At 70.7% G+C, this 18,029-nt stretch carries 17 protein-coding genes; 11 read left to right on the plus strand and 6 right to left on the minus strand.

The window, feature by feature from the left end:
- The first annotated feature begins 32 nt into the window (after nt 1-32).
- The 3 genes from ABH941_RS23025 (at nt 33) to ABH941_RS23035 (ending at nt 2,160) form a co-directional block, all read left to right on the plus strand.
- Nucleotides 33-485 carry a hypothetical protein gene (locus ABH941_RS23025; protein ID WP_370131321.1) on the plus strand — a complete coding sequence of 151 codons (453 nt, stop codon included), beginning with the start codon at nt 33-35 and terminating at the stop codon, nt 483-485.
- A 117-nt stretch (nt 486-602) separates the two neighbouring features.
- Nucleotides 603-1,454, plus strand: a complete 852-nt coding sequence (locus ABH941_RS23030) for a hypothetical protein (protein ID WP_370131322.1) — start codon at nt 603-605, stop codon at nt 1,452-1,454.
- A 31-nt stretch (nt 1,455-1,485) separates the two neighbouring features.
- Nucleotides 1,486-2,160, plus strand: coding sequence for a hypothetical protein (locus ABH941_RS23035; protein ID WP_370131323.1), 675 nt, complete (start codon nt 1,486-1,488; stop codon nt 2,158-2,160).
- 434 nt (nt 2,161-2,594) lie between these two features.
- Here the strand turns inward: ABH941_RS23035 and ABH941_RS23040 are convergent, their stop codons facing one another.
- Nucleotides 2,595-4,742: a hypothetical protein gene (locus tag ABH941_RS23040; RefSeq protein ID WP_370131324.1), complete on the minus strand. Its 2,148-nt coding sequence runs from the start codon at nt 4,740-4,742 to the stop codon at nt 2,595-2,597.
- 696 nt (nt 4,743-5,438) lie between these two features.
- Here ABH941_RS23040 and ABH941_RS23045 point away from each other — a divergent pair.
- The 6 genes from ABH941_RS23045 to ABH941_RS23070 all read left to right on the plus strand — a co-directional run bounded on the left by ABH941_RS23045 (nt 5,439) and on the right by ABH941_RS23070 (nt 10,909).
- Nucleotides 5,439-6,803: a hypothetical protein gene (locus ABH941_RS23045; protein WP_370131325.1), complete on the plus strand. Its 1,365-nt coding sequence runs from the start codon at nt 5,439-5,441 to the stop codon at nt 6,801-6,803.
- Between the two features lie 5 nt (nt 6,804-6,808).
- The gene (locus ABH941_RS23050) at nt 6,809-7,927 is read left to right on the plus strand and encodes a helicase associated domain-containing protein (RefSeq protein WP_370131326.1); all 1,119 of its coding nucleotides are present in this window, start codon (nt 6,809-6,811) and stop codon (nt 7,925-7,927) included.
- 135 nt (nt 7,928-8,062) lie between these two features.
- The gene (locus tag ABH941_RS23055; protein ID WP_370131327.1) at nt 8,063-8,314 is read left to right on the plus strand and encodes a hypothetical protein; all 252 of its coding nucleotides are present in this window, start codon (nt 8,063-8,065) and stop codon (nt 8,312-8,314) included.
- Nucleotides 8,315-8,333: 19 nt separating this feature from the next.
- Entirely contained in the window at nt 8,334-9,128 is a 795-nt protein-coding gene (locus ABH941_RS23060; protein WP_370131328.1) for a hypothetical protein, read from the plus strand.
- A gap of 40 nt (nt 9,129-9,168) precedes the next feature.
- The gene (locus ABH941_RS23065) at nt 9,169-9,291 is read left to right on the plus strand and encodes a hypothetical protein (RefSeq protein WP_370131329.1); all 123 of its coding nucleotides are present in this window, start codon (nt 9,169-9,171) and stop codon (nt 9,289-9,291) included.
- Between the two features lie 502 nt (nt 9,292-9,793).
- Nucleotides 9,794-10,909 carry a hypothetical protein gene (locus ABH941_RS23070; RefSeq protein ID WP_370131330.1) on the plus strand — a complete coding sequence of 372 codons (1,116 nt, stop codon included), beginning with the start codon at nt 9,794-9,796 and terminating at the stop codon, nt 10,907-10,909.
- A gap of 166 nt (nt 10,910-11,075) precedes the next feature.
- Here ABH941_RS23070 and ABH941_RS23075 read toward each other — a convergent pair whose 3' ends face one another.
- Nucleotides 11,076-11,246 (minus strand): hypothetical protein, encoded by a 171-nt coding sequence (locus tag ABH941_RS23075; RefSeq protein WP_370131331.1) that lies wholly within the window; start codon nt 11,244-11,246, stop codon nt 11,076-11,078.
- Nucleotides 11,247-11,258: 12 nt separating this feature from the next.
- Here ABH941_RS23075 and ABH941_RS23080 point away from each other — a divergent pair, with 12 nt between their 5' ends.
- Nucleotides 11,259-12,065, plus strand: coding sequence for a phosphotransferase (locus tag ABH941_RS23080; RefSeq protein ID WP_370131332.1), 807 nt, complete (start codon nt 11,259-11,261; stop codon nt 12,063-12,065).
- A gap of 168 nt (nt 12,066-12,233) precedes the next feature.
- Here ABH941_RS23080 and ABH941_RS23085 read toward each other — a convergent pair whose 3' ends face one another.
- Genes ABH941_RS23085 through ABH941_RS23100 form a run of 4 tightly spaced genes read right to left on the minus strand, consistent with a single transcriptional unit; the run spans nt 12,234 to nt 16,499 of the window.
- Nucleotides 12,234-12,668, minus strand: coding sequence for an NUDIX domain-containing protein (locus ABH941_RS23085; protein ID WP_370131333.1), 435 nt, complete (start codon nt 12,666-12,668; stop codon nt 12,234-12,236).
- Between the two features lie 35 nt (nt 12,669-12,703).
- A complete protein-coding gene (locus tag ABH941_RS23090) occupies nt 12,704-13,495 on the minus strand; it encodes an SDR family NAD(P)-dependent oxidoreductase (protein ID WP_370131334.1) in 792 nt (263 codons plus the stop codon).
- The gene (locus tag ABH941_RS23095; protein WP_370131335.1) at nt 13,492-14,604 is read right to left on the minus strand and encodes a hypothetical protein; all 1,113 of its coding nucleotides are present in this window, start codon (nt 14,602-14,604) and stop codon (nt 13,492-13,494) included. Before ABH941_RS23095 ends, ABH941_RS23090 begins: the two co-directional genes overlap by 4 nt.
- Nucleotides 14,601-16,499 carry a nucleotidyltransferase domain-containing protein gene (locus ABH941_RS23100; protein WP_370131336.1) on the minus strand — a complete coding sequence of 633 codons (1,899 nt, stop codon included), beginning with the start codon at nt 16,497-16,499 and terminating at the stop codon, nt 14,601-14,603. Before ABH941_RS23100 ends, ABH941_RS23095 begins: the two co-directional genes overlap by 4 nt.
- A 166-nt stretch (nt 16,500-16,665) precedes the next feature.
- Between ABH941_RS23100 and ABH941_RS23105 the strand changes: the two genes are divergently transcribed.
- Nucleotides 16,666-17,994: an XRE family transcriptional regulator gene (locus ABH941_RS23105; protein ID WP_370131337.1), complete on the plus strand. Its 1,329-nt coding sequence runs from the start codon at nt 16,666-16,668 to the stop codon at nt 17,992-17,994.
- The last annotated feature ends 35 nt before the right edge of the window (nt 17,995-18,029 follow it).

Below are 18,029 nucleotides of genomic sequence, written 5' to 3' on the forward strand. Positions count from 1 at the left end.
GCCCCCCGCCACCACCGCTGAGGAGCCCGAAGATGCAGCAGACCTCCACCCCCGGAGCCCGGATCGGTACGACCGGCTGGACCCTGAGCGGCATCACCACCAGCCCCGGCGGCACTTCGTGCGACCACTGCGGCCGACTTCTCAAGCACCTCTACGACGTCGTCGACCATTCCACCGGCCGGGCCATGACGGTCGGCCGCGGGTGCTGCAAGAAGGTCACCGGATGGTCCCTCAGCGCTGCACAGGCCGCTCAGCTCCTGCGCGCCGCCGCCAGCGCTGCTCGTAAGGAAGCGGCCTGGAACACCTTCATCCACGCCCACCCCGAGGCTGCCGCCAGGATCACCGCTGACATCGCGCACTGGAACCGGACCCGCCCGCCGGCGCTCGGGGGCGGACCCGCACACGAAGTCAAGCTCTGGATCACCACCGAAGACCCCGCCAAGTGGGCCCACCGCATCAGCCGGTACCTCAGCCACGCCAACTAGCCCACCCCCGGCACCCGGGGCCGGGGTGCGTTCCCGTTCCTGCGCCATGACAACGAAGCCAAGGAGCTGATCATCACCAATCCCTCCGCCCTCCGTCTCACCAAAGTCGAACAGGCGATGCTCGCCTACGCCCTCGATCGCGCCCAGGATGACCTCTTCCAGTCGGGCGGCTTCAGTGACGAGGACCAGGCAGCACTCACCTCACTGCAGGGCCGCTTCACCCACACCCCGACCCCCGGGAGCCCCGAGGGTGGCTGCCCAAGCCGCGTGAGTCTCCTGCGTGACGCCGCCGAACCCGCTCCCGGCCCGCTGCCGCCGCTGGCCGTCCACGCGGCCGCCGCCGCGATCGCACGCGACACCGCCCGGACTGTGGCCCGGCTGATCGCCGACACCCTCACCGCGATGCTGCCCACCGCGGCATATCTGGTTCTTGACGAGAACCACTACGAGATCGCCCTCCACAGCGTCCTGGACGCCAGCGGCGCCACCCTGCGTACCTTCACCACCCGCCCCGAAGCGCCGCTGCCGCCCTTGGACCCTGCCAGTGCACTGCGCTCCGCGTGGCAGGGTGAGGACCCCGGCGACCCGCAGACCATCGCCAGCGTTCTCCTGTACCTCCTGAACGACGGCATGGTGCTGGACATCGTCCCCGACGACCTGCCGGACCGCGACGCCCCGCTCGACTACCCCTGCCTCCTGCTCTCCCCCGACGCCCGCCCCGGGAGCATGAGCGACCTCGACGACGAGCTCCACCGTCTACTACGCCTGTACGGCCCTGCGGAGCGGCCTGTGCACAGCCATGAGTCCCCCCTGTCCTCGGTGCTGACCCACCTGAGCCCCGACGACATTCTCAGTATCCTGCGTCACGCGGTAGACCCGCACAACGGAGCGGACGGCACGGAACCGCCGACCCGCGCGCTCGACGTGGCCCACCGCTATCTGACCCGGAACACCGAGTCCCACCGCTGAGGCCGGGCCAGGTCGACTCCGGCATGCTCCCATGAGCGGCAGCGCCAAGGAGGCCCGGCTCTCAGCGGAGCGAGCCCGGATGCGACCAACACGCCGCAGCGGCACTCCGTTTAACCCGCAGGAGGACCGAACTTGGACCGACAAGCCTGTCCCGGCCGACTATGTCCACCGCGCCGCCATCGCCAGCATCCGCGACCTCATCAGCGACCCCGACTTCGTTGGGCTCCTGGAACGCACCGAGAACGCCCCGGGGACTGCCGCCTTCACTGACGAGCAGACCGAGCCCCTTGGCCGCGCGATGCTCGACGCCGTTCAGGGGCACCGACGAATCTCCGGGCACCACCGACGCTTGGCGCTCCGAGTAGCGGTCTCGGCGAGGTGCCGCGAGACGCGGCTATATTCGAAAACCTGCCTGACAGATCCCGGGGGAAGAGAGATGGCCAAGAAGTGGATCCGTTTCACGGATCGCATCTACTACGAGGTGCCTGTTGGTGACGGTGGCTGGGAGATGCGGCATGTCGCCTGCCCGGCGTGCAGCATGGACTTGGGCCTGACCCTTGAAGGGGAGCCCGGCGAGAACCCGGATGCGATCTGTCCCTGCGGTACCAGGTTCGTCCATCCAAACCGTTGGGTGACCTGGTGGGAAGAGATTGTCACGAAGCCTACGTTCGAACCGCAGCACGAGGTACGGCGCGAAGAGCCATGAGCTGACTCGCACGACGGTGGCCTCACATACGGTGGGAACGCATCATCGTCGGCACGGGGAACGCTCCCCGACGGGAGCGCATCGTCCCAAGCCACAGAGTTTCATCGGTGCGCCTTCAGAGCGCCGCGGTCACCGCTGCCTGGCCGCCGCCGCTGCGCTGACTCGGCCCGAGCATCGGCACGGCACCGTCCCGGTCGTCCGCCCGTCCACGAGGCGTCACGGGCGGCCTGCGTATTGGCCGAGATCGCGGCCGGTCAACTGTGCGGACCCACCCGATCGGTCCTGAACGGGCGCCGGGCAGTCTGTCCACCCCATGCTGCGGCGCCGGCGACGGTGGCCGCGGAGGCGGAGCACCCTGACGGTCGCCGAGTCGGCCTCGCGGCCACCGGTCGGCGTTGCGTCCGTCGCGGCACCCCCCGCGCGCCCCGCGGAAGTCAGTGGGTCCCGTCTTCCTTGCGTCGTTCGTACCACGCCTCAAAGAAGTCCTCGATGGCGTGGACGTCGGCGGGGAGTTCACGGATGATCTCGGTGATGTCCTCTCCCGGCGGTGCTGGGCGCGGATCCAGGCAGCGCAACGCTTGTGCGTCGCAGGACCGCAGCGCGGTCAGACCGGCCAGGTGACGGGGGGCCAGGGGCGTGGTGTCCGGGAGGGCGTCGGCAGCCGCCAGATAGACCTCGGCGAACGGATCCAGGGCGACCTGGTGGGCGGCGAGGTGCTTGCGGTAGTCCGGAGAGTCAGCGGCGGCGGTATTGGCCACCTCGCCGATCCGTGTGGCGGCCAGGACGATGTCCTCGCCCACGACGGCGGTCAGCGAAGCGGCCTCTTCCCGCCCGTCGTCGCCGAGGTGCCAGTGGCCGTGCGAAGCCGGGTAGTAGAGATGCGGGTCGTCCGGGTTGTCGTATCTCGCCAGGGTCCTGAGGCCGCCGGTGAGCTCGAACAGGCCCATGACTCGTTCGTGCGGTGCTGCGGCGGCAACCAGTTCCGTGACCTGGGGGTGGGCGTCAGCGGGGACCGGTCGCGGGATCAGCAGTCGGTGGTCGGCGCTGCGGATATGGCGGGCGCCCGACGCGATCTCGGTGCCCGCGTTCTCGGCCAGCGCCATCGCGGCGGCCAGCGAGGGAGCACGGCCGAACCGCAGTTCCGGCGTGGCGCAGTGGACCCACCGGGGTACCCCCTGCGGTCCGGGCTGCACCGCGTAGCTGAAATCGTCGCCCGGTCGGTGCTGGTCCACGCGCAGTTGCAGCGGTACGGGTCCGTCCGGCAGGGCGAGGGCGGCGGTCCAACGGGCATGGGGCAGTTGGTTCGGATAGAGGTCGTCGTATGCCTGTGGGGTGACCTGCCGCCAGCCGGTGTGCGCTGGGGCGCGGTGCGTGGCCGCGGCCAGGGTCCAGTCGAGGAGGCGCAGCAGGATCTGGGTTCCCTCTCCCGGCAGTTCAGGGAGCATGTCGCTCCATCTGGGGGTCAGGTGGGCACCCGGGAGGTAGGCAAGGCGGCCGAGGGCGGTGAGGTCGACGCGGCCGGGCTCCAGGAGTCGATCCGTGCCGGGCGGGTCGACCGGTCCGCTTTCTCCGAGGAAGTCCTCCGCGACGCGGCGCCGGTTCGCTGTCCATCCGCCCTCGTCGAACAGGTAGCCGACGCCTGGGCCGGCGAGGACCTCGTCGGCCACCTGTAGCGCCCATCGGGCGGCTGTGGTTGCGATCGGTTCGTCCCGCAGGCCGGTCAGTGTGACCAGCGCCTGGGCCCCGTCGGCCGTCCGTCCGGCATTGGTAGTACTGGGGTAGCGGCCCAGGAACGCGAGGACGGCCGCTGGTGCGTCGTTCAGTGCGGAGCTTGCCCGCGCCGGCCACAGCGTGCGCGGTGCGTGGAGGAGCACCCAGGGCGGCGTCAGGCGCGGACGCCCCGTGGAGCAGTCGACGACCTGCCCGTCTGCGACCTCGTACTCGAGGTGGCCGTTGTGGAACGGTAGTTGGATGAGGTCCTCCAGCAGCCGGACCCGGCGTACGAGGTCCGACAGCGAGGTCGCGCAGGGCTGGGTCCGTGCCTGCTGCGTGCGGGCGGCTTCCTTTTCACGGGCGTCAGGTGCCTGGGTCGGTACCGTGTCGCCGACCTGGACCGCGGCTGCCACCGCCCGGTTCCAGTCCCGGCTGAAGGTCCGCGCCAGCACGATGCGGGATCCGCCGGAGGCCGGGTGCAGGACGATGGATTTGTCCTCCGCGCTCCAGCGCAGCCCGGCCACTCCGGTCATGACTCCGTTGCTGTGGTTCATCGGGACCAGTGCGTGGGCCCAGCGCGCCAGTTGGCCGCGGTCCACGTGCAGGATGAGTTCCTCAGGGCGCGGGGTGAGGCGGCTGATCCCGAACGGCCCGCCCGTCTGTTCGGGGCGGTGTGCCCCGTACTCGCTCATCAGCGCTGCCAGCAGCAGGCCCTCCCAGAGTTCCTGCCACGCGTTGACGGCCCCGGGTAGGAGGGTGCCGTGCGTGCGGATCTCGGCTTGCGCGAGTTGGCGGGACTCGCCGGTCGCGCTGGCGCGCACCGTTGCGGGATCCATCGGGCGGCGGGCGGAACGGGGAGTGGAAGACATCGGGGCTCCTTGGAGCGCTGCCCGGCCAGCGCGTCGAGGAGGACACGCACAATGATCAAGGGGGTCTACGCAGGGTGTGCAGCGGAGGCTGCACAGTTCTGCCTTCCCGGTGCCGCACAAGGCCGGGAGCGGCACCCCGGCACGGCCGCAGCGGGCGACCGTGAATCATCTTAAGGGGTCTGCGGCCGACGCTGCGCCACCCGTGCGGGTGAACCATCGGCCCTGATCGGAGCGCGGTGGCTCGTCGCGCTCCAGCGCCTTGGTGCCCGCGGGGAAATCGTTCTCCTCGCCCCGGTGTCGCAGGTCGCATCGCCAGCCCGGGTCGCTCATGACCCGCTGATCCCATCGCCAGGGGACGGATAAGCCCCCGCCCGGAACGACCGCCCGGGCCGACAATGCCTGTCGATCGTGGAGTTCGGCACGAAAACGGAAACCTTCGACCACTCACCGAACAGTTTCGAAGGTTCGCCGGGTCATTTCCGGTGTTCCGTAGAGAGCCGTGCGGTCCGCCCGCTAGGATCCGGTCAGTGCACTGTCGCCAGTGCGCGCTCAGGGTCGACCCCACCGTCGGCCTGTAGGAGTGAACCACGCGGCCGCGCGGAGGCGATGGCGGATCAGGCGTACCCCTGACCTCCGTACACTCCGGCTGGAATCGCGGTGGGGCGTTCCGGCCGACGTCGTGTACAGGAGCCGGTCATGTCACAGGGACGCAAGAGCACGCCCTCCCTCTCCCATCATCAGAAGATCGCCCGCGCCCTGCACCAGGTGTGCGCATGCGGGCACCAGGAAGCGCTGCGCCGTGTCGCGGCGGCCGCCGACCAGGGACTGCTGCCGCCGGTGTTGGACCCGGCGGGCCGGGCCGCGGCGGTGGAACTGCTGATCGCCCTGGACCGCCGCGGTTCCGGCTCACTGGCCGGCTCCGGGCCGATCCTGGCCGAGCCCCTCCAGCAGCGCATGCTGCGGGCCTTCCGCGCTGCCCACTGGCCCGTCGAGGCCGACGAGGCACCGCGGTCGGGGACGTGGACCAGCTGGCCCGGCCTCGTTCACGCCATGCTCTCCCGAGGCAAGCGTCCGCTGTTCAGCCCCGGCCCTGACGACCCCGACTCCCCGGCGGGCAACGACCTCGCTGTGGAACCCGAGTGGGTGTTCATCGCCCCCAGGATCATTGGTGACGACCAGGGGCCCGAGGCGATGGTCCTCACCCTCGCGGGCAGCACCCCCGCCGTCGACCTCGTGCGGAAGGTCTCCGCCGCCCTCGCCCGCGCCCGCGCCGATGAGATCGCCGCACGACGCAACCGCCAGGCCTGCGGAGTCTGCGGCGACCGTTACCCGTCCGAGCACCTGCTCGCCGTCACCGACGCGGCCCACCCCCGCACCTGCCCGGCCTGCGCCTTCGACGACAGTCTCAGCGACCTCCACCCGCTGCGGCTCGCGATCGAACTGGACACGCTCTTCGACCAGGACATCGCCCTGCCCGCCGGTTGGACCGCAGTGGCAGCCCTGCTCGCCTGCGCCGGCGGCAAGGAACTCCTGGAACGGCTGCAGGGGCCGGACTCCCCTCAGATCGTCTACGGCCACTGGGCCGACCCGGGAACGCTGTGGATCCCCCTACCGCCGACCGGGACCGCACGTCCGTCCGCGCTGGCCGGCTTCGGAGCCGGGGCCCACCTGGCCGCCGTCGTCGAGGCAGTCGACCGCTCCCACCCGCAGCTGCGCGACATCGTGCGTTCGCGGGTCGGCGCCGAGGCCAACGCCGATCGGCACGAAAGCGAGGACGCCCTCGACCCGGACGACTACTTCGCACCGCAGCTGTGGCCGGCGGTCGTCGCCTACGCGGTGTGCCTAGGTACCCAGGCACTGGAGCGACCCGGGCAACGCCCGCCCTGGCACGCGGTCGACCAGTTCGCATTCGATTCCCTCGAGGACGCCTTCGAGCAGGTCAGCAGCAATCTGGCCGACGGGATTCCGGGCGTGTACTGGACGCTGACGTTGGGGGTGGAGGTCGTCGCCGCAGCCCTGGGCTGGCCCCTGCCCAGCAGCGTTACGGAAGGCCGGGGGTGAGGGGGATGCCGGACGACGTCGAGGTGTCCCCGCAGTGGGCACAGGGTCTGGCCCTGCTGCAGTCCTGGGTGCAGGAGAACGGTGACGCCGACGTTCCCCAGCGCTGCCGTTACCGGGGGCTGCCCTTGGGCCGGTGGGTGAACAAGAACCGGCAGCGCCGCGAGCAGTTGACTCACACCCAGGCCAAGGCCCTGGAGGAGCTGCCTGGATGGTCCTGGAACGCCCGCCAGGACCGGTGGGCGGACCAGCTCGACGCGCTGGAGGACTACCTGGAGACGCACCAGCGGATGCCTCCGCGCGGGGAGATGGTCGACGCGCTGCCGCTGGGCGAATGGATGTACGAGCAGCGGCGCCGCCATCGGCAGGGCCGGCTGCCCGTCGAGCGGGCACTCGAGTTGGAGGCCGTGCCCGGCTTCAGCTGGCTGCCCGCTCCCCGGGCCGGCAACCCGAAGCTGGCCGCGCCCCGTACACGCGAGAACGACCGCTCCCGGGCCGGGCGGAGCCTGCGGCAGCTCGTCGAGGCCGACGAGCGGCTGTGCCGTGCGCAGAAGGCGCCGCGCATCCATCGGTTCGAGGATCCGGACCCGGCCCGGGGACTGGTTGTGCTGGTCAGCGGCGACTATCACGCGCCGCAGGGGGCCTTCACCCTGGTCCTGGGACATCGCCATCATTGGATGGACCTGGCTGCCGCCATCGACCGGGTGTATGCGCGAACCGACCCGTACCGGGGCCGCTTCATCTTCACTCCCGAACGCCGGCTGTACCGCGAGAGCTGGCCCTCCTGGGGCGGGATGGAGGCGACGACCATCGAGCTGCCCTGGGACTTCTGGAACCTGACATCCACCTCCGGGGCCTGCGCCGACCAGGACAGCGCCGGCGGTGCGGTCGCCTCGTTCCTGGCTCCCGGTCACGCGGGCACCTACGCCTTTGACGGATGGTGGTGGTGCCACTCGATTCGGGTTCTGCGCTGGACGGTGCCCGAGGAGGACGAGCAGGCCAGCGGCGGGCCGCCGCTCCTGGCGGTGTATCCCGGGTGCGACCTTCCCCCGCAGTACGACGGGGGCAAGGCCCCGACGCTTGACCACTTTCTCAGTCTCGACTCCCTCCAGGTCTCAGGGGAGTAACCAGGGCGGCAGGGGCGGTTGGGGCGGCCGGTCTTTGAGCGCATTCGAACAGCATGGAGGCGACGGCCTCATCGCCGAGCAGGGCGAGTCCCTGCGCGACCGCCGGACGCGGTCCGGTAGCCGAGGCTGCACGTCATGGCCTCCGCCCCGCTGTCCGGGGGCGAGCCCACCGACCTGGTCGGACCCGAGCTGGCCTACCTGATCGCTCCCGGGCAGTCCCAAGCCCCGAGCGCGCTCCTGGCCGTGGCGTCCGTCCCCGGCATCACCACGGTCCTGCTGTCCACCTCCGGTGCACCAGACTGGGACGAGGCCCAAGCCGCGCTGGTTGGGCTCTCCTTGACCGCCGCGCAGCTCCGGGACGTCACCGATGCCCTCTCCACTACCTGATCCAGCCACTGTCGACCGTATGACCACCGCCCATCGGCTCGCCGCCGCTGCCCTGGGTGTCACCGCATCCGGGGCAGCGGCCTGGGGCTGGGGAGGCCGGACGCTGGGCCGGCGGGTCACCACTGCCGAAGGCCGAGCGGCGTGGCTCCGGCTGCTGAGCGCCCCTGTCGAACGCGCCAGCGGAAAGCTCTGGGAAGGGACCACCAGCGCCAGTCAGGCTCTGCCGGAGGCCCTACGCCGCCCCCGCCTACTTGCCGTCCACGACTGGACTGCCGGCCTCCTGGCCTATCGTGCGGAGCTGACCAGCTACCTGACGGACCCGATCTGCTCACCCGATCCCATTCTGCGGGCCCCGGTCGAGCTACCGGACACCTGGTGGACCGGCCTACGAACGGGCCTCGCCACGATCGCTTCCACGCCAACGGACCGGATCGCGGTCCGCCAGGTCTGGATCGACCGCTCCGTCCCCGAGTTCACCGGCATGGAACCACCGCAGATTGACCACTGGACGGCAGCGCACGGGGATCTGCACTGGGCGAACCTGTTCGGACCCCGCTTCGCGGTCCTGGACTTCGAAGGCTGGGGCCTGGCCCCCGCCAGCTACGACGCCGTCGTACTCCACACCTACTCGCTGCTCGTCCCCGACGTCGCCGAACGCGTCCGGAGCGAACTCGAGGACTTCATCAACAGCCCGCAGGGGCGGGCCGCCGAGTTGGTCGTCCTGACCGAGATTCTTCAGACCATCAGCCGCGGCGACAACCGCGAACTGCAGGTCCCCGTACAGAGACGCCTGGCCGCACTCCGCGAGCAATAGCCGAATGGACGAGTCGCCCAGTCAGCCAGGCGACGCGGTCTTGGGCGAAGGAGAGTCCGGAGGGCCCTCGTTCAGCGAGGATCCGGATGTGATCAAGCTCTGTACCTCGTCGTTCGAGGCCGTCGGGGAGCGCAGCATCCCGCACGGCCAGTTCACCGTCTGACCTCTACGCTGCTACGAGTACCGGACAGCCAGAACCTGCCCTCAAGGGGATTGCCGCACCCCTGGCGAATCCTGGCGAATACGCAGCTCCTCTATCTCGCCGACGTCGTGCCGCACTAGCGTCGGAACTAGACCAGCACATCCTGGGGGCTGCTATGGCACGCGAATCGACGCCGAACGAACTGCTTCTCGAGCATTTCAACCTGACCGGTTGGAGCATGGGTGAGTTCGCGCGGCTGGTCAACCGACAGGCGAACCTCCTGGGAGCGGGGCATGTGTCGACGGACACCTCCCGGGTTCGCCGCTGGCTGGCTGGGGAGTGCCCGCGCGATCCGGTGCCACGCATCCTGGCTGCCCTGCTTACGGAGAAACTCGGGAGCCCGGTGTCCGTCGAGGCCATCGGTCTGGCGTCCCCGGCTGCTGCGGCACAGAGGGAATATGACGCTGCGGGCGAGCAAGCAGGTCCAGGTGAGGCCCTCACCAAGTACACGGAAATGGACCTCATGACACGACGAGTGGGATCCCAGCAGTCGCCGTCCGCCCTGGGCCCGGCGCTTGTGGACAGGGGACTTCGCAACTGGCTGCTCGACGGCACCGGGTCCCCCGGCGGCAGGCGGGCGCTGAGCGTGGTGGGCATCGAATCGCGTTCCGCTGCCGCCAACACAGCATTCGGCGCCATCCCGCTGAGCGAGCCGGAGATCCAGGCCCTGGAGACCTCGGTCGAGCGGTTCCGCGCGTGGGACGCGGAGCGAGGTGGCGGTCTGCAGCGCAAGGCTGTGATCGGGCAGCTTAACGAGATCAGCCCCTATCTGGACCACACCTACCCAGCGGCCCGGGCCGACCTCGGCCGCCGCCTGTCCGGCGTGGTCGCCGACCTGGCCGTCCTGGCCGGCTGGATCTCCCACGACATCGGCCTCGAAGACCCAGCCGAGAAGTACTTCCTCTACGCGGCCAAGGCCGCCCAGGTCGCTGGCGACAGACCCCGCGCGGGCGAGGCCCTGTCACGAGCCGCCCGGCAGCGCGTGCATCTCGGGCAGCCCCAGAGCGCGCTGGACTACCTGCGCGTCGCGGTGTCCGCGACGCCGCAGAGCATGCCGAGGGCACTGGCCATGCTGGAGACCGTCCGCGCCTGGGCCCATGCGTCTATGGGCGACCACCGGGCCACCACAGCCAGCGTCCGGGCGGCCGAGACGTACTTCGAGCGCGACGACGGCGAACCTGGCCCCGCCTGGCTCGGGTTCTTCGACGAGGCCGACCTGCACGGCATGGAGGCGCTGATCTACCGCACGCTGGCTGACACGGACCCCCGGGCGGCGGCTCTGGCGCAGCAGCACGCGGAACAGGCGATGAGTCTGCGTCCGAGCCTGTGCAGGTCGCACCTGTTCGACCAACTCTCGATGGCCTCCGCCAGCCTGATCGGGGGCGACCTCGACCGCGGCGGCGCCTACGCCTCCCGTGCAGCACTCGGCCTGGCGCAGACCTCCTCCGCCCGGCCCCGTCAGCGGGCGAAAGCCCTGGTCAAGCTGATGGACCAGCACAGGGGCGAGCCCACCTTGGCGGAGGCCCGCGAACAGATCGGCGAGATGGTGTCCGCCCCGACCCGTCTGCGATCCGCCTGACCCTCGCCCGCATCAGCACCCACCGCCACCACCGGCACAGCCCGATCCGGACCGACGCGGGCAAGGGTGCCACCGCCACCTCGCCCGACACTCGCCACCGCCGCTCTGCCCCGCGCGCCACCGCACCCGGCGGCGCGCCGCCACTGGAAAGTCCGGATCACCCTTGTCACGAATCGGCTATCGCGACCACGTCGGCGCGGCACAGATGGCTGCCCAGCAGCTCCAACTCCCCCACGCTCTGCGCCTGATCCGCGTAGCGAACGCCGCCGTCTATCAGTGCGGTCCCGTAGCCCTGCGCATCACCGTCGAACCGAGCGACCGGTCGGCCCGTCTGCACCGTCTCCTGTCCTTGGCAGGCCTCGCGGTCCCCGCCGTCCTGGACACGCTCGCCGTCAGCGACCTGCACATCACTGTCCTGGAGTGGGTCGATTCCGATCCGTGTGCCACTCCGGACTGGTTCGGTGCGGGGCGGCAGGTCAGGGCACTGCACCGGCTGCTTCCCCCTGATCTCGGGGACATCCCGGCCCCGCTCTGGTTCAGCAGTCGTCTCGCCAAGGCCCGACGGCGACTGGCTGCCGTCCGCGGCGGCAGCCTGGCCGAGGCTGCCGCAGAGGTCATCGAGAGCCACCTGAACCGGGCCGCCGCCGACCAGACCCGACGGCCCGTACAACCGTCCACCGTCCTGCACGCTGACCTCCACAGCGGCAACCTCCGGCAGGGCAGCGCCGGTCCCCGGGTCCTGGATCTCGACAGCGTCTCCACCGGCCCCGCTGTGTGGGACCACGGACCGCTCCTGCTCGAAGAGCGACACTTCGGCACCCCGCGGAGCACGTACGACAAGTTCGCCGAAGGCTACGGTGCCAACCTCCGCGACAGCTGGTGTCTTGAACCCGCGCTCCAGCTCAGGGCGCTCGCCTGCACTGTGTGGGTGCACACCTTGGCGCCGACCGTGCAGGTACTCGAGCAGCGGCGTACCCGGACCGCCTATTGGACGGACGCGGACACCACCCCCTGGTCGGGAGTCGGGCAGATGACCGGTGACCCGTCAGCTCCTCGCGCTGCCGGGCCCGCACCGGACCGGAGCGAGCGTGGCCTCGGCGCCGTGGAACGGACCGACCGGCCATCGGTGCTCGAGGTTCTTGGCCCTCCCTGCTGACCGCCGGCCCCCTTGCTGCCGCGCTATGCCGGCCGGCCTTCGGCCAGCGGCCCGTGTCAGCATCCGCTCCCCGGCCCGATGGCCGCCGCCGTCTGCCTGGCCCTCCGACGAGCAGGGAACGGCCGACGGGTCGAAGGTGGCTGTGCCGAGCCGGGCCTCGTGATGGCGCTACACCGTGGTGTGGAGCTCACCGCGGCCGACTGCCTCGCGGAGGACGGCTGCGAACTGCTCCGGCAGGAGGTTGAGCTCGCTGAGGGCGTCGACCGTGAGCGGCACCTCCTGCAGGATGTACTCGCCGCGGTCGGTCCGGGAGAACTCGGGCCCCGTCCGATCGTCGAAGTTCCAGTGGTCGATCCTGGCGAGGTAGAACAGCTCGGTCTCGCCGTTGTCGTTCTTCAGTTCGTGGAGCAGGCGCAGGATGTGGGCTGTGCCGGCGATCTCTTCCCTGATCTCGCGCAGCAGAGCGTCTTCACGGCTGGCGTCGGTGTGCTCGACGCCGCCGCCGACGATGACCCAGTAGGGGGCGATGCCGGGCCGGACCCGCTTGATCAGCAGGGTGGTGCCGTGCGCGGTGATCAGGACCGCGCGGACTCGTTCCTTCACGGGGTCGCTCTCCTTGGGGTGTGGGGCCGGGGTGGTCAGTGGAGGATCCAGCCGCCGTCGATGTGCAACGACTGACCGCTGATGAACGATGCGGCCGGGCTGGCGAAGAACGCGACCGCTGCCGCGACGTCCTCGGGTTGGCCTCGGCGGGGCACGCATTGGCGGTTGATCTGGTCTTCGGGTCGGCGGCGGTGGTGCGCGGGCAGGTCGTTCTCGGCGGGAACTTGGATGGCTCCTGGCAGGACAGTGTTCACGCAGATGCCGTGGGGGCCAAGTTCCCTGGCCAGCGAGCGGGTGAGTCCGGTCAGGCCGGCCTTCGCGGCGCTGTAGGCGGTCAGTCCGGTGCGTCCGGCGCGGGCGTTGACGCTCCCGATGTTGATGATGCGGCCCCACTGTCGCCGGACCATGCCGTCGGTGACGGCCTGACAGGTGCGGTAGTGGATGGTCAGGTTGACCTCCAGTGCGTGCGCCCAGGCATCCTCGTCGGTCTGAGCCCAGTTCAAGCGGGGGTAGGCGCCGGCGTTGTTGACGAGGATGTCGACGGGGCCGAGTTCGTTGGCGATCTGGCTGGTCATCATGGACACCGCGTCGGGGTCGGTGAGATCAGCGCTGATCTCGATCCCCCGGCTCCCGGTGCGGCGGATCTGGTCAAGCGCCGTTCGGGCCTGCTCGATCTGGGCGAAGTGGTTGACGGCGACGGCTGCTCCGGCGGCTGCCAGTGCCCTGGCGGTTGCGGCTCCGATCCCGGTCGCTGCTCCGGTGACCAGGGCGACCCTGCCCTGGAGGGGGCGGGCGACGAGCGGCAGGTCGAGCAGGGGTGTGGTCACGGGCGCTCCAGGGGTGCGGTGAGAGCGGGCAGCGGGTCGGTGCGGGTGAAGGCGGGGTGCTGGGGTGCTTGCGCTTCGGCGAGTTTGGCCAGGAGCAGGAGCAGGTCGGTGGCCGTGAGTCGGCTGGGCGGGATGACCCCGAGGATCCGCAGCGTCAGGAACGGGGCCAGGGTGGTGAGCGGTCGAGCGGGGTCCAGGCCGGCGGCCGGGCCGAGGTCGTGGGCGAGGCGAGCGAGGAGTTGGGTGAGGGCGGCGTGGCGGCCCGGACCCAGCGGCCATGTGTAGTGGATGTCGAGTCGGCGGTGGCGGGGGGACAGGTCGACGTGCTCGATCCGGGGCGTGGCGGGGGGCGGATAGTGCAGGGGGAGGGTGCGGGCGTAGACGTCGGGTTGGTAGACGGGGACGAGCCAGCCGCCCATCGCCAGCAGGTACCAGAGCAGGTTGGCGATCTCGCCGGGCAGGGTGTTGCGTCCGGCGTGCTCGAGGTCGAGCCAGCAGGCGCCAGCCGCGCTGGTGGCGATGTTCGGTTCGGTCGGGTCGCCCTGGGTGATGGCGGAGGTCCAGGTGCTGCCGGGGTGCAGGGCGCGGCGTGCGGTGCGGATGGCCTTGGGGACGTCCAGGTGCAGCGGGGTGCCGTTGGCGGTGAGCCGGTAGCCGGTGAGGGTGCTCAGGGGTAGGAGTGCGTCGGGGTGGGGTGCGGCGATGGCGGGGTCGTGCTGGAGGTACCAGGTGTCGACCCGGCCGCCGGGGCGGATGCGGTCCTGGTAGAGGGCCGGGGTGCACTGGTCGAGTGTGGTGGTGCGGCCGGTGGTGGCGGCTGCGGTGATCAGGTCGTCGCAGACGGCGTTGATCATGGCGGTGACGCGGTGGGTGGTGGAGGGGTCCTGGTCGGCGATGGCGATGAGGTCGCCCAGCAGGTACTGGCAGCGGCCGGAGACGAACACGTCCTCGTAGGTGACCACGTGCTCGCGGGGGCTGCGCTGGGCGTGGCCGATCAGGGCGGGGACCTGGAGGCGGCCGGCGACCTGCTGCCAGCCGCCGATCTCCGCGCGGGCCTGGGCGGCCGGCATCGTCTTGTGGAAGACGGGTGTCGTGGTGCTGTTGGTCATGTGGTCGTCCGGGCGGTGGGCATCGTGGCCAGCCAGTTCCCGAGGACGAGCTGGGCCAGGTCCTGGGCTGCGTCACGGTCGGCGCGGGCGTCGTGGGCGAGGCCGGGTGCCGCGGTCGGCTCGCGCTGGAGGAACAGGCGCAGGGCTTCGTCGTCGCCGGGGCATTCGGTGTCCTCAAAGCGGAGCATCACCTTAGCCAGGAGGGCGGTGATCTTGAAGAGGGCGCGCAGGTCCGGTGAGCCCTTCAGGAGCTGGCGGCGGATCTCGACTGCGGCCAGAACCCCGGCCTCGACGCTCGCGGTGACATCGTCCTGAAGAGGTGGGGCCGGGATGGTCAGGCCGGGGCTGGCCCACAGGGGGAGCAGGAGGCCGCTGCCGAGCAGGGCCAGGACGTGCAGCAGGCGTGAGGTGACCGCGCCGGCGCGGCACTCGGCTTGGCTCAGGACCGTCAGGCCGAGTTTCACTGCGCCGAGCTCGCTCTCCAGTTCGGCCAGGACGTTGCGCAGTTCCCCGGTGCGCTCGGGCTCGGCCATCACGAAGATGTCGAGATCGGACCAGCCGTGCTGGTACTTGCCCCGGGCGCCGCTGCCGGTGACGGCGAGCAGGTCGATCAGCGGGTCCCGGGTGCCGGTGGTGCGCTCCAGGAGTGCGGCGAGGTAGGCCTCCAGCTTGACCGGCAGACCCAGGGAGTTGACGGGCGTGGTCGCCGGGGCGACCGTCGGCCATGAGACGTCCAGGGCGATCCGGTCCAGGGCGCGTTCCAGGGCCAGGCGGGAGCCGTTGTTGTCGAGGACTGTCTGGGCGATCTGTTCGATCTTGTCGGCGCCGCGGTCGGCCTTGACCACGTCGCGTTCGGTGACGTCGGCCGGCCCGGCGGTTCCGCGCTGCTCGCGCACGGCCGTCGAGGTCCGCACAAACACGACGGTCAGCTGAACTCCGAGCATCCGTTGCAGCTCGATGGTTGCATCGAGTTCGTGCAGCGACTCCAGGGTGAACCGGTCATGGAAGTGGTGGGCCGCGGCGTATCGGTCCAGGCCGTCCAGGAGCAGCTCGGCCCGTACGACCGGGGCGAGGGCGTAGGGGTCCGGGACGCCGGCGCGGTGGGCTGCGTCCTCGATCAGGTGGCCGATTTTCAGGCGGGCGTGACCGTGCCGGGTGCGCAGGTACTCCCCGGCGGTGCTCTTGCCGCTCTCGGACATCCCGCCCAGGGCCAGAACCCGGACTGCGGACAGGCAGCCCGCGGGCACCAGGGGCGTGCGCGGGTGCAGGCGGCGGCGCAGGTCGTCCTGGACGGCGACCACCGGGCGCCCGTCGACGACGATGACCTCAGTGAAGCGGTCCTCGGCGACCAGGCGGTGGATCTGCTGATGCAGGTGGTGCTGGAAGTCCGCGTAGGTGGGGGTGTAGCTCTGTTCGTGCGCGAGGCTGCGGGCCGTGCCGATGGCGGGGTCCAGGTCGTGGAGCAGCACGATGCCGAGCTCGCGGGCTTCGGCTGCCTTCAGGTCCTGGTCGTACGGGAGGAGCAGCGTGCGTGCCCGGTCCGCGGCCGCGTCGCGGTCCAGGTCTTCGCGTACGGCGACGGTCGCGGCCAGTGAGGCCTCCAGCATCGGGATGCCGCGGTCCATCAGCCGCAGGCCGGCCTCGCCGGCCGGGTGCTGGGCTCGTGTCAGGTAGGAGCTGGCCAGGACGTCGGCGACCTCCTGTACCGGGCCGGTGTGGAACCACCAATCGGCCATGCCGTGTGCCTTGATCGCGGTCCAGCGCGGGTCGTGGGCGTCCAGCGGTCCGGTCGCCAGCGCGGCGGGTCCGATGCGACGGCCCACGATGCCCAGGTGCGTGGTCTTGCCGGTGTTGTCCGCCCCGCTGAGTGCGATCGTCGTTGCCTCGCCGCCCATGTCGGGCCTCCGATCTGGTGGTCATCGCGTCCCGTTGCCTGTGGGCCCGGGAAGTGCGAGTACACCCAATCGCCACGGCTAGCACCAGTGTTCGAGAGTCATGGAGGGGTCATGCGACTGCCGCGATTCGTCCCCGTTGGGGCCCTGACGGTGCTGTGATGGTGGGGTGGAAGCGACTATCCAGCACCCCCTCGCCTACGCCCGCCGGCTCAAGGGGGGGATGTCCCAGAGTGAACTCGCCGCTGGGATCAAGGAGGCCGCGCGTCGTCGTGACCGCAGAGCCGGGACCACCAAGCAGCAGGTCTCCGTGTGGGAGCGGTCCGGCGCCCGGGCCCCGGACCGCTGGTACCAGTTGCTGATCGCCGATTGCTTCGGAGTCGATCCCGCCCTGGTCGACGTCTTGGGGTGGCCGTACTGGCTGCCCGGCTGCGAGGCACCGATCCCCCTGGGAACAGGGGAGACGGTCGCCGCTCTCAGAGAGGCCCAACGCCGCGCCATGCTCGACCGTCGCTCCATTCTCGGACTCGCCCCCGCCGTGCTGGCGGCACTCGCCCAGCAGTGGGCCACCCTGGATCCGGCCCTGGCCGCTTCCGCCACCGCCGGCCAGGTCGTCGACCCCCAGTTCGTGTCGTGGCTGGAGACCAGCGTCAGCGAACTGACCGGTATGGCCACGGCCGAGCGTCAGCACACCGCCCAGCTCCTGGACAGCTACTACGACACGGTCGTGGGCCTGCTGGAGAACGCACGCTACAGCGAGCCGACCGGCGTCCGGCTGCACGTGTTGGCCAGCTCTCTGGCGCAGACCATCGGCTGGCACAAGTTCGATCATGAGCACCATGCGGCCGCGGACCACTACTGGAACGCTGCCCTGCACGCAGCCCATCAGGCCGGCGACACCGACCGCGGCGCCGGCGTCCTCTCGGACCTGGCCTACCAACGCATCTGGCTGGGGCACGCCGCCCCCGCCATCGAGGTCCTGGACTACGCCCTGGCCCGCACTCAGGACCCCACCGCTCGCTCCCTGCTGGAACTGCGCAAGGCGAGGGCCCACGCCATGATCGGCGAGGCCCGGGCGTGCCGCCGGTCTCTGGACGCAGCCGAACACGCCCTGAACACGGCCTCCGCCACGCCGCCGTCCTGGTGTTCATGGATGAGTCCCGCCGACGTCGGCGTCGATTCCGGCCGCTGCCTGATCGACTTGAACGAGCCCGGGCCCGCGCACCACCAGATCACCCAGGGTGTGTCGCTGCTGCCCACCGCCCGGGACAAGACCCGGGCAGTCTTTCTTTCATATGAGGCCGAGAGTCTGTTGCACCAGGGGGAAGTTGACCACGGCGCCGCCACCGCGCTCCACTCGCTGCTCCTCGCCCAGCGCATCGGCGCCAGCCGCTGCGTACGCCAGATCAGCGCCCTTGCCCCGGAATTCCGCCGGTACCAGGGCGTCGAGGGCGTCGACCAGTTCATCGCCGCCATCGACTCTGCAACCGCAGCCTGACCGGACGCCCCGCAGCGGCAGGAAGCGCAGTCTGC

This window comes from Streptacidiphilus sp. EB103A (assembly GCF_041261405.1).
Classification (GTDB): Bacteria; Actinomycetota; Actinomycetes; order Streptomycetales; family Streptomycetaceae; genus Streptacidiphilus.